Origin of the sequence: Streptomyces inusitatus (genome assembly GCF_014651115.1) — a bacterium.
Classification (GTDB): Bacteria; Actinomycetota; Actinomycetes; order Streptomycetales; family Streptomycetaceae; genus Streptomyces; species Streptomyces amakusaensis.
In genome coordinates this window covers 49,350-60,455 of sequence record NZ_BMWG01000001.1, presented here as the reverse complement: position 1 = coordinate 60,455, position 11,106 = coordinate 49,350, and the positions used below count along the sequence as shown (strand labels likewise).

Below are 11,106 nucleotides of genomic sequence, written 5' to 3'. Positions count from 1 at the left end.
CTACTCTGGGTTACGTGCAGCGCGTCTATGACTTCCTCCGCAGACACCCCACGGGTGTCGACGCCTTCTGGGCCCTGGTCCTCCTGGCGCTCTCCCTGATGGACCTCGCCCAGGAGACTCTGTACAAGCCCGGCTGGGCCGGGGTGCCGATCTCGCTCGGGCTGGCCCTGGTCGTCGCGCTGCGCCGCAAGATGCCGGAGCGGATGCTCGTCCTGGCGACGCTGATGGGCATCGCCCAGATGATCGCCGGCATCCAGATCATCCCCGGCGACTTCGCGATGCTGGTGATCGTCTACACCGTGGCCGCGCGCGACAGCCCGCGCTGGGCGCGCTCGCTCGCCCTGGTCGGAGGACTCCTGGCGGCCCCGCTCTCCCAGCTGCTCTGGCCGCCGGACGGAGAAGTCTCCACCACGGCGCGGATCTTCCTGACCATCGTGCTGGCCGTGCCGTTCGCCCTGGCCTGGGTGCTCGGCGACTCGATACGCACCCGACGGGCGTACTTCGCCCAGCTGGAGGAGCGGGCCATGAGACTGGAGCGGGAGCGCGAGGCGCAGTCCAAGGTGGCGGTGGCCGCCGAGCGCGCCCGGATCGCCCGTGAGCTGCACGACGTGGTCGCGCACAACGTCTCCGTGATGGTCGTCCAGGCCGACGGGGCCGCCTATGTACTCGACGCCGCGCCCGATCAGGCCCGCCAGGCCCTGGAGACGATCTCCACCACCGGCCGTCAGGCGCTCGCGGAGATGCGCAGGCTGCTCGGGGTGCTGCGCACCGGCGACGACCCCGAGAGCGGGGAGTACGTACCGCAGCCCGATGTGCGGCAGATCGAGGACCTGGTGGAGCATGTGCGCAAGGCCGGGCTGACCGTCGACTTCAAGATCGAGGGCACCGCCAGACCGCTGCCGAGCGGGGTCGAGCTGACCGCGTACCGCATCGTGCAGGAGGCGCTCACCAACACCCGCAAGCACGGCGGTCCCGATGCCGGCGCGAGTGTGCGGCTGGTCTATTTCGACGACGGTCTCGGGCTGCTGGTCGAGGACGACGGCCGGGGGTCGGCCCATGAGCTGTACGAGGACGGGGGAGTCGACGGCCAGGGACACGGGCTCATCGGGATGCGGGAGCGCATCGGTATGGTCGGCGGCACGCTGGACGCCGGGCCCAGGCCCGGCGGCGGATTCCGGATCAGCGCGCTGCTCCCTCTCAAGTCCGGCTAGCTCCGGCCAGCCCCTCCCCACCACAGATGTCCGTTGAGACCGTCGAGACCGACCGAGAGATTGAGGACCAGCTGTCATGTCCATCCGTGTGATGCTCGTGGACGACCAGGTGCTGCTGCGCACCGGATTCCGGATGGTGCTCGCCGCACAGCCGGACATGGACGTGGTCGCGGAGGCGGGGGACGGCGCGGAGGCGATCGAGATCCTGCGCTCGACCGCCGTGGACGTCGTCCTGATGGACGTCCGCATGCCGAGGCTGGACGGGGTGGAGGCGACCCGGCGGATCTGCGCCCAGAACAATCCGCCCAAGGTGCTGATCCTGACGACGTTCGACCTCGACGAGTACGCCTTCTCCGGGCTGAAGGCGGGCGCGAGCGGCTTCATGCTCAAGGACGTGCCGCCCGGTGAGCTGCTGGCCGCGATCCGCTCGGTCCACAGCGGCGACGCCGTGGTCGCGCCCTCGACCACGCGCCGGCTGCTGGACCGTTTCTCCCCGATGCTGCCCAGCTCCTCGAACGAGCCGAGGAACAAGGACGTCGACCGGCTGACCGAGCGCGAGCGCGAAGTCATGCTGCTGGTCGCCCAGGGGCTGTCGAACGGCGAGATCGCGGCCCGGCTGGTGCTCTCCGAGGCCACTGTGAAGACCCATGTGGGACGCATCCTCACCAAGCTGAATCTGCGCGACCGGGTGCAGGTGGTGGTGCTGGCGTACGAGAGCGGGCTGGTGCGTGCGGGCGGCGGCCCGGCGCTCTGAGGGGCCGCGCGCCCCTTCCGGGCGCGTTCAGCGCAGCACCGTCTCCAGGAAGTCGCTGCCCAGCCGGGCGACGGCGGAGACATCGAGCTGGTGCATCACATAGCGGCCGCGCCGGCGGGTGGAGAGCAGCCCGGCCTTCTTCAGGACGGAGAGGTGCCGGGAGACCTCGGGCGCGGTGATGTCGTACGCGTCGGCCAGCTCGCTGGTCGTGTACGGGGCGCGGGCGAGGCTGCGGCAGAGCCGCATGCGCAGCGGGTGGGCGAGGGCCTCCATCCGCAGGGTCAGCAGCTCGACGGAGCCCGGGTCCCGGGGCGCGGGGGCCGCGACGGGGTAGTGGATCACCGGCCGCCAGCCCTTCGCGTGCAGCACCATCAGATGCGGCCAGCCGTAGCTGGACGGGATGAGGGTGAGGCCTTGGTCGAGCTGGTCGCGGCCCGGGGCGACGGCCGTGGTCCGTCCGTCGGCGAGCTTGTCCGCGGTGATACGGGTGTGGTCCGCGTCCACGCTGAGCGCGGGGGAGACCGCGCGCAGCGCCTCGGCGAGGCCCTTGTGGCGCAGCAGCTCGGTCTTGTGCCGGGCGTCGGCGGCGAGCTGGGGCAGGGCCCGCTGCCAGGCGTCGGCGAAGAAGGCCTCGTCGCAGTCCTCCAGGAGTCTCCGCAGCCAGGCGCGCACCGAGACGGGGTCGCTCAGCAGCCGCTTGGTGAAATCGAGCTGCCGGGGGCCCCGGTTGGCGGCGAGTTCGAGCGAGCGCTCACGGCGGACCGGGTCGCTGAGGGCGGAGAGCCCGCCGCAGGCGTAGCTGCTGCCGCAGGTGAACTCCAGGGCGGCGAGGACGAAGCGTTCGTCGTCCAGCCGGTCGAGGAGGTCCAGCTCCCCGGCGAGGGTGGGGGCGGGCGAGGCTCCGGTGAGCCCGGCGAAGGCCATGAACACGTCGGAGAAGGTGGTCCGCCACAGGAAGTCCGCCTCGCAGAGCCGGTCCGCGAGATCGGGTGCCAGCCCGGCGGAGGTGGCCGCGGCCCAGCCGTGCAGCCCGGGGTGGTGGCCGGGCTCGGCGAGGGCGTGCAGGGCGAGGCCCAGCTCGGCGAGGGGGGATATCTCGAAGAGGACGCGCTCCGGGGGGAGGCCGCTGATGTCGATGGTCAGGCTCACGCCTCCATGGTGCGGGGTCGGCCCGGCGGCCGGGGCGTCGGTTGACGGGGCTCGTCAATCGACGTGACCGGGATCGAGGGGCGGGCGGAGCGTGGGAGCCATGAACGCGACGCAGCAGTACTTGCTCGACTGCCACCGGGCCGCGCGCCTCGGGGAGCGGATGCCGCCGCAGCCGGGCCGCCACGACTGGCAGATGATCCGTGAGCTGGACGGCCGGACGCCCGCCGTCCTCTCCGCCGAGGCGGGCCGGGACCCCGGGGCCCGGGCCCGGCCCGGGGGCGGCCGGTCCTCCGCCGTACGGGCCCTCGTGGCCTCCCTGCTCCGCAGGGGCCGGGCCCGTACCCGTACCCGCTCCTGCGCCTGAGCCCCGGACCCTCGCCGGGGCGCGCGGATGCTCCCCGGCGAGGCGCGGTCCTCGGCCGCCGCCGGGGGCGAACGGGCGGCTGGTGCTGTGACCGGGAAGGTTCGCCGGCCCGCGACGCCCGGTGCTCCCCCTGGGCCTGGCGCCCCGGCCCGAGTGGGGGTTGCCCCCGGCGAAGCCCAGGGGGGTGCCCCCACGCCGCGTTGTCGGACCACCCAAGTACGTTCAGTACGAGCGGTGGACCTCCGCCTTGCGATGTGAGGGTGCCTCCCGGGCCGAAGGCCCAGGGGGAGCACCGGACGCCCCGGGCCCGGGGCGAACCTTCCCGGTCACAGCACTTGGTGCCGCTCGCGAACAGCCCTGGCCCGGCCCCGGGCCCGGGGCTCGCGGACCCGGTCGGGCAGGTGCGCCGCCCCGCCCTCGGACCCGGCCGGACGGCCCGCCCCCGGCTATCCGATGCCCACCCGGCGCAGGAACTCCGCCGCGGCCTCCCGTACCTCCCCCGGCGTCCACTCCAGCCCCGCCGAGTCCACCGTCACCTCGGTCACCGACATACCCGGAGCGCCGCCCTCCGTGAACCAGCGGCGGAAGAGCGTCACCCCCGTCTCCTCCGACTGCCCGAGCGCGGCCCGCTCCAGCACCTCGGCCTCGTACGGCAGCCACACCTGGAACTGATGGGTGTGGGGGACGGGCGGATTGAGCCGGAACCAGGGGACGCCGCCCTCGTGGAAGGCGTCCGTCAGCGCCGCGGCGACCCGCTTCGCGTGCGCGACGTACGAGGGCAGCCTCGGCAGCTCCCGCTCCAGCCCCAGCAGCGCCGACACCGCCGCCGGATACTGCTGGAAGAGCAGCCCGCCATAGCGGTGCCGCCAGGCGCGCGCCTGGGCCATCACCTCGGCCGGGCCCGCGAGGGCGGCGCCCGAGAGCCCGCCGAGGGACTTGTAGAAGGAGACGTACACGCTGTCCGCGAGCGAGGCGATCTCCGCCAGCGGACGGCCGAAGTGCGTGACGCACTCCCACAGCCGCGCGCCGTCGAAGTGCACTACGGCGTCCCGCTCGCGCGCCGCCGACACCGTCTTGGTCAGCTCGTCCCACTCCGGCAGGACGAAACCGGCGTCCCGCAGCGGCAGCTCCAGCATCAGTGCGCCGAACGGCTCCTCGAAGTCCGCGATCTCCTCGGCCGTCGGCAGCCGGGGCTCCCGCGTCGGATGGACCGTGCGCAACCCGCTCACCGCCCCGAACGCACCCCGCTCATGGCGCTCCGGGTGCGCCATCGGATGCAGCGCGACCGTCGCGTTCCCGGTCCGCTCCGCCCAGCAGCGCAGCGCCACCTGCTGCGCCATCGTCCCGGTCGGGAAGTAGACCGCCGCCGGGAGACCCAGCAGCTCCGCCACCCGCCGCTCCAGCTCCCCGACCACTCCGTCCCCGTACAGATCGGGGGTGCCGTCCGGGTCGCAGACCTGGCCCGCGTCCGCCGCCAGGGCGGTCAGCCGCTCCCCGAGCGGGCGGTCGACCGGACCCCGCCACAGCAGCCGCCGCGAGCCGCGCCACACCGCCAGCCGGTGCCGCCGCCGCTCTTCTTCCGTCTCTTCCGTCGCCGTCTCGTTCATCGTCCGATCATCGCCCACAGCCTGTGGACAACCCGGGGGGCCTGTGCGGCGCTGGCGTAGCATGACGGACACATCGTCCGGTACCCGCCGCGGACTGGAACGGAAGGCACCGCGTGAGCTTCACATCACCACAAGAACCGCTCGACCCGCGGGACCGCCCCGCCCGGCTGACGGTCGGCGTCGTCGGCGCGGGCCGCGTCGGCCCCGCACTCGCCGCCGCGCTCCAGCTCGCCGGACACCGGCCCGTCGCGGTCTCCGGAGTCTCCGACGCCTCCCGCCGCAGAGCGGCCGAGCTGCTCCCCGGCGTCCCCCTCGTCCCGCCCGCCGAGGTGCTCTCCCACGCCGATCTGGTGCTCCTCACCGTCCCCGACGACGCGCTGCCCGCCCTCGTCGAAGGGCTCGTCGACACCGGCGCGATCCGCCCCGGCCAGCTCCTGGTGCACACCTCCGGACGGTACGGGGTCCAGGTGCTGGCCCCCGCGATGCGCGCGGGCGCGCTGCCCCTCGCCCTCCACCCCGCGATGACCTTCACCGGCACCGCCGTCGACGTCCAGCGGCTCGCCGGCTGCTCCTTCGGCGTGACCGCCCCCGAAGAGCTGCGGCTGGCCGCCGAGGCCCTCGTCATCGAGATGGGCGGCGAGCCGGAGTGGATCGAGGAGAAGTCCCGCCCGCTCTACCACGCGGCCCTCGCCCTCGGCGCGAACCACCTGGTCACACTGGTGGCCCAGTCGATGGAGCTGCTGCGCACCGCCGGGGTCGCCGCCCCCGACCGGATGCTCGGCCCCCTCCTCGGCGCGGCCCTGGACAATGCCCTGCGCTCCGGCGACGCCGCCCTCACCGGGCCCGTCGCCCGGGGCGACGCGGGCACCGTCGCCGCGCACGTCGCCGAATTGCGCAAGCACGCCCCCGGCACCGTCGCCGGGTATCTCGCGATGGCCCGCACCACCGCAGACCGGGCGCTCGCCCACGGACTGCTCAAGCCGGAGCTGGCCGAGGACCTCCTCGGCGTACTGGCGGAGGACGACCGATCATGACCGCCGTCAGCCGCCACGGCGGGATACGGCCGCCCGCGTCCGCCGCGAGCCGCCGGGCCGGGGTGCGGGCGTCCACGACCGCCATCGGCTCTTCCCGCGCGCCGCGCCCGACGGCGTCCGCCGTGAGCCCGCCCGGCGGGGCACCCCGGCCCGCCCCCTTCACCACCACTGCCAGCCGCTGCGCATGTACCGCGGAGGACGACCGATCATGACCGTGACCAGCCGCGACCTCACCCTCGTCGCCGCGCCGGACCAGCTCGCGGAGCTGCTCGGCCGCCGCACGGCCCCCGGCCGCACCGCCGTGGTGATGACCATGGGCGCACTCCACCAGGGCCACGCCGCCCTGATCCGCGCCGCCCGCGAGCGCGTCGGCGACGACGGCCTCGTCACCGTCACCGTCTTCGTCAACCCGCTCCAGTTCGGCGCGGGAGAAGACCTCGACCGCTACCCCCGCACCCTCGACGCCGATCTCGACACCGCGCGAGAGGCGGGCGCGGACATCGTCTTCGCGCCCACCGCCGCCACGGTCTACCCCGGCGGAGAGCCCCAGGTCCGGATCACCGCGGGCCCCATGGGCGGACTGCTGGAGGGGGCCAGCCGCCCCGGCCACTTCGACGGCATGCTCACCGTCGTCGCCAAGCTGCTCCATCTCACCCGCCCCGACCTGGCCCTCTTCGGCCAGAAGGACGCCCAGCAGCTCGCCCTGATCCGCCGCATGGTCCACGACCTCGACTTCCCCGTGGAGATCGTCGGCGTCGAGACCGTCCGCGAGGACGACGGCCTCGCCCTCTCCAGCCGCAACCGCTATCTCTCCCCCGCCGAGCGGAAGACCGCGCTCGCGCTCTCCCGCGCCCTGTTCGCCGCGCGGGACCGGCTCGCCGCCCAGCAGGCGCTGCTCGCCCGCGCCGAAGCCGTCCCCGGCGCCCCCTCCCGCGCCGCCGCCCTCCTCGGCCTGGGCGAGGCGCGCGCCGCGGCCGACGCCGCCGCCGTCGCCCAGGCCGCCCCCGGCGGGGCCGACGCGGTCCGCGCCGCCGCCCGCGCCGTGCTGGACGAGGCCGCCCGCGCCACCCCGCCGCTCACCCTCGACTATCTGGCCCTGATCGACCCGGCCACCTTCACCGAGATCCCCGACGACCACCGCGGCGACGCCCTCCTCGCCGTCGCCGCGAGGGTCGGCGCGACCCGGCTGATCGACAACATCCCCCTCAGGTTCGGAGCAGGCTCGTGACCACCCACCCCGCGAAGGGCACGGGCATACGGCTGGACGCCCCCGCCCCCGGCTGGGCCATCACCGCCGACGTCGTCGTGGTCGGCTCCGGGGTCGCCGGGCTCACCACCGCACTGCGCTGCGCCGCCGCCGGGCTCACCACCGTCGTCGTCACCAAGGCCCGCCTCGACGACGGCTCCACCCGCTGGGCCCAGGGCGGCATCGCCGCCGCGCTCGGCGAGGGCGACACCCCCGAACAGCACCTCGACGACACCCTCGTCGCGGGCGCGGGCCTCTGTGACGAGGAAGCCGTGCGCGCCCTGGTCACCGAGGGCCCCGGCGCGGTCCGCCGGCTCATCGCCACCGGCGCGCGCTTCGACACATCGGCCGGCGGCGACATAGCGCTCACCAGGGAGGGCGGCCACCACCGCCGCCGCATAGCGCACGCGGGCGGCGACGCGACCGGCGCGGAGATCTCCCGCGCCCTCGTCGACGCCGTACGCGACGCCGGACTCCGCACCGTCGAGAACGCGCTGGTCCTGGACCTGCTCACCGACGCCGACGGCCGCACCGCCGGAGTCAGCCTCCATGTCATGGGCGAAGGCCGCCACGACGGCGTCGGAGCGGTCCACGCCCCCGCCGTCGTCCTCGCCACCGGCGGCATGGGCCAGATCTTCTCCGCCACCACCAACCCCGCCGTCTCCACCGGCGACGGCGTCGCACTCGCCCTGCGCGCCGGAGCGGAGGTCTCGGACCTCGAATTCGTCCAGTTCCACCCCACCGTGCTCTTCCTCGGCGCGGAGTCCGAGGGCCAGCAGCCGCTGGTCTCGGAGGCGGTACGCGGCGAGGGCGCCCATCTGGTGGACGCCTCGGGCGAGCGCTTCATGCTCGGACAGCACGAACTCGCCGAACTCGCCCCCCGCGACATCGTCGCCAAGGCCATCATGCGGCGCATGCGCGAGCAGGGCGCCGACCACATGTATCTGGACGCCCGCCACTTCGGCGCCGAGATGTGGGAGCACCGCTTCCCCACCATCCTGGCCGCCTGCCGCGCCCACGGCATCGACCCCGTCACCGAGCCGGTGCCCGTCTCCCCGGCCGCCCACTACGCCTCCGGCGGCGTCCGCACCGATCTGCACGGCCGCACCACCGTCCCCGGCCTGTGGGCCTGCGGCGAAGTCGCCTGCACCGGAGTCCACGGAGCCAACCGGCTCGCCTCCAACTCTCTCCTCGAAGGCCTGGTCTTCGCCGAGCGCATCGCCGACGACATCGCCGAGCGCATCGCCGCCCACGGCCTCGCCCCGGCCGCCGCGCCCGTCACCGGCGACCGGCCTCCGCTGCCGCTGATCGCCCCCGAGGCCCGCGCCGACATCCAGCGGATCATGTCCCACGGCGCGGGCGTGCTGCGCTCCGCCGACAGCCTCCGGCAGGCCGCGCACGCACTGGAGGCCGTCCACCGCGCCGCCGCCGAAGACGACGGCCGCGCCAAGGCCGGTCTGCCCGGCGTGGACTCCTGGGAGACCACCAATCTGCTCGCCGTCGCCCAGGTGCTGACCGCCGCCGCACTGGAGCGCGAGGAGACCCGCGGCTGCCACTGGCGCGAGGACCACCCCGACCGGGACGACACCGCCTTCCACCGCCATCTGGTGGTACGCGCCGTCCCCGACCGTACGCTCGTCGTCACCCGCACCGACGGCACCGCATTCCCACCCACCGCCCTGAGGGAGCACCAGCCGTGAGCACGCCCGAAGCCGAGAAAGGTCCGCTGCCCGTGGACGTACCGCTGATCCAGAGCGGCTGCGGGGACTCCTGCGGCTGCGGCCAGGACGCCGGCGGCGACGGCGACGACCTCTACGAGTGCGGCCTCGACCCCGCGCTCGCCGCGCTGCTCGCCGAGGCCGGCCTCGACCCCGTACTGATCGAGGACGTCGCCCATCTCGCGCTCAGCGAGGACCTCGACGGCGGCACCGACGTCACCAGCGAGGCCACCGTGCCCGAGGACACGATCGCCACCGGCGACTTCACCGCCCGCGAGGCGGGCGTCGTCGCCGGGATCCAGATCGCCGAGGCGATCCTCTCCACCGTCGCCACCAGCGAGTTCGAGGTCGAGCGCCATGTCAGGGACGGCGACCGGGTCGAGGCGGGCCAGAAGCTGCTCTCCGTCACCACCGGCACCCGCGAACTGCTGACCGGCGAGCGCAGCGCGCTCAACATCATGTGCCGCCTCTCGGGCATCGCGACGGCGACCCGCGCCTGGGCGGACGCCCTGGAGGGCACGAAGGCCAGGGTCCGCGACACCCGTAAGACGACGCCCGGGCTGCGCGCCCTGGAGAAGTACGCGGTGCGCTGCGGCGGCGGCGTCAACCACCGGATGTCGCTCTCGGACGCGGCCCTGGTGAAGGACAATCACGTGATCGCGGCGGGCGGGGTCGCACCCGCCTTCAAGGCGGTCCGCGCGGCCTTCCCCGAGCTGCCCATCGAGGTCGAGGTCGACACCCTGCACCAGGTCCGCGAGGTGCTGGACGCGGGCGCCGACCTCATCCTGCTGGACAACTTCAGCCCGGCCGAGACCGAGGAGGCCGTCGCCCTCGTCGCCGGGCGGGCCGTCCTGGAATCCTCCGGCCGGCTCACCCTCGCCAATGCCCGCGCCTACGCCGACACGGGCGTCGACTACCTCGCGGTGGGGGCGCTGACACACTCCTCCCCGATCCTGGACATCGGCCTCGACCTGCGCGAGCCGTCCCGCTCCGAGCCCGGAGAGGCGGATGCCTGATGCTCCTCACCATCGACGTCGGCAACACCCACACGGTCCTCGGACTCTTCGACTCCGAAGAGATCGTCGAGCACTGGCGCATCTCCACCGACGCCCGTCGCACGGCGGATGAGCTGGCCGTCCTTCTCCAGGGCCTGATGGGCATGCACCCGCTGCTCGGGATGGAGCTGGGCGACGGCATCGAGGGCATCGCGATCTGCTCCACCGTCCCCTCGGTGCTGCACGAATTCCGCGAGGTCACCCGCCGCTACTACGGCGACGTCCCGGCCGTCCTGGTCGAGCCCGGCATCAAGACCGGGGTGCCGATCCTCATGGACAACCCCAAGGAGGTCGGCGCGGACCGCATCATCAACGCGGTGGCCGCGGTCGAGCTGTACGGGGGGCCCGCGATCGTCGTGGACTTCGGTACGGCGACCACGTTCGACGCGGTGAGCACCGCGGGCGCGTACACCGGCGGGGTGATCGCCCCGGGCATCGAGATCTCCGTCGAGGCGCTCGGCGTGAAGGGGGCCCAGCTCCGCAAGATCGAGCTGGCCCGCCCGCGCAGCGTGATCGGCAAGAACACCGTCGAGGCCATGCAGTCCGGCATCGTCTACGGCTTCGCCGGGCAGGTCGACGGAGTGGTCCGCCGGATGAAGAAGGAGTTGGCCCCGGAGAACGCCGAGGACGTCACCGTCATCGCCACCGGCGGCCTCGCCCCCATGGTCCTCGGCGAATCCTCCGAGATCGACGAGCACGAGCCCTGGCTCACCCTCATCGGCCTCCGCCTCGTCTACGAACGCAACATCGCCCGCATGTAGCCCGGAGCGCCTCGGAACACGGGGCCCGGGGCCTGGGGATCTCCCGTACGTGGGTACGTGGTGCACCCGGGGCACGCCGCGAACCCGGAGGCCGCCGGGCCCGGGGCGGCCGGGTACGCGAGGTATCGGGGCCCGCCGCCCCGGCCCCGTGCGCTCAGCCAGGGCCCCGGGCGCCGACCGGGCCGCCCGGGAGCGGCGAATCCCGGC

At 74.1% G+C, this 11,106-nt stretch carries 10 protein-coding genes; 8 read left to right on the top strand and 2 right to left on the bottom strand.

All coding sequences use genetic code 11. The annotated features are described in order from the left end of the window. Positions 1–14: 14 nt before the first annotated feature. On the top strand, positions 15–1,211 hold the full coding sequence (locus IE247_RS00275) for a sensor histidine kinase (protein ID WP_190120773.1): 1,197 nt from the start codon (positions 15–17) through the stop codon (positions 1,209–1,211). A 76-nt stretch (positions 1,212–1,287) separates the two neighbouring features. Continuing rightward, positions 1,288–1,965 (top strand): response regulator, encoded by a 678-nt coding sequence (locus IE247_RS00270; protein WP_190120772.1) that lies wholly within the window; start codon positions 1,288–1,290, stop codon positions 1,963–1,965. Positions 1,966–1,992: 27 nt separating this feature from the next. Here the strand turns inward: IE247_RS00270 and IE247_RS00265 are convergent, their stop codons facing one another. Further along, positions 1,993–3,108 carry a DUF5937 family protein gene (locus IE247_RS00265; protein WP_190121353.1) on the bottom strand — a complete coding sequence of 372 codons (1,116 nt, stop codon included), beginning with the start codon at positions 3,106–3,108 and terminating at the stop codon, positions 1,993–1,995. 106 nt (positions 3,109–3,214) lie between these two features. Between IE247_RS00265 and IE247_RS00260 the strand changes: the two genes are divergently transcribed. Continuing rightward, the gene (locus tag IE247_RS00260; protein ID WP_190120771.1) at positions 3,215–3,478 is read left to right on the top strand and encodes a hypothetical protein; all 264 of its coding nucleotides are present in this window, start codon (positions 3,215–3,217) and stop codon (positions 3,476–3,478) included. A 446-nt stretch (positions 3,479–3,924) separates the two neighbouring features. On the opposite strand, the gene IE247_RS00255 is transcribed toward IE247_RS00260, so the two are convergent. Further along, on the bottom strand, positions 3,925–5,085 hold the full coding sequence (locus IE247_RS00255; RefSeq protein WP_190120770.1) for a threonine aldolase family protein: 1,161 nt from the start codon (positions 5,083–5,085) through the stop codon (positions 3,925–3,927). Positions 5,086–5,198: 113 nt separating this feature from the next. Here IE247_RS00255 and IE247_RS00250 point away from each other — a divergent pair, with 113 nt between their 5' ends. From IE247_RS00250 to IE247_RS00230, 5 genes are all read left to right on the top strand, one after another. Further along, on the top strand, positions 5,199–6,119 hold the full coding sequence (locus IE247_RS00250; RefSeq protein ID WP_190120769.1) for a Rossmann-like and DUF2520 domain-containing protein: 921 nt from the start codon (positions 5,199–5,201) through the stop codon (positions 6,117–6,119). Between the two features lie 184 nt (positions 6,120–6,303). Next, positions 6,304–7,347: a pantoate--beta-alanine ligase gene (panC, locus tag IE247_RS00245; RefSeq protein WP_373305478.1), complete on the top strand. Its 1,044-nt coding sequence runs from the start codon at positions 6,304–6,306 to the stop codon at positions 7,345–7,347. Continuing rightward, positions 7,344–9,065 (top strand): L-aspartate oxidase, encoded by a 1,722-nt coding sequence (locus IE247_RS00240; RefSeq protein ID WP_190120767.1) that lies wholly within the window; start codon positions 7,344–7,346, stop codon positions 9,063–9,065. Before panC ends, IE247_RS00240 begins: the two co-directional genes overlap by 4 nt. Then, complete coding sequence (gene nadC / locus IE247_RS00235) at positions 9,062–10,099, top strand: carboxylating nicotinate-nucleotide diphosphorylase (RefSeq protein WP_190120766.1); 1,038 nt, start codon at positions 9,062–9,064, stop codon at positions 10,097–10,099. The genes IE247_RS00240 and nadC overlap by 4 nt, the downstream gene beginning before the upstream one ends. After that, positions 10,099–10,899 (top strand): type III pantothenate kinase, encoded by an 801-nt coding sequence (locus IE247_RS00230; protein WP_190120765.1) that lies wholly within the window; start codon positions 10,099–10,101, stop codon positions 10,897–10,899. The genes nadC and IE247_RS00230 overlap by 1 nt, the downstream gene beginning before the upstream one ends. Positions 10,900–11,106 lie beyond the last annotated feature (207 nt).

Bases quoted from the DNA above. Each gene is read 5' to 3' on its own strand.
- IE247_RS00270 (WP_190120772.1), top strand. From the start codon at position 1,288: ATGTCCATCCGTGTGATGCTCGTGGACGACCAGGTGCTGCTGCGCACC.
- IE247_RS00260 (WP_190120771.1), top strand. From the start codon at position 3,215: ATGAACGCGACGCAGCAGTACTTGCTCGACTGCCACCGGGCCGCGCGC.
- IE247_RS00255 (WP_190120770.1), bottom strand. From the start codon at position 5,085: ATGAACGAGACGGCGACGGAAGAGACGGAAGAAGAGCGGCGGCGGCAC.
- panC (WP_373305478.1), top strand. From the start codon at position 6,304: ATGTACCGCGGAGGACGACCGATCATGACCGTGACCAGCCGCGACCTC.
- IE247_RS00230 (WP_190120765.1), top strand. From the start codon at position 10,099: ATGCTCCTCACCATCGACGTCGGCAACACCCACACGGTCCTCGGACTC.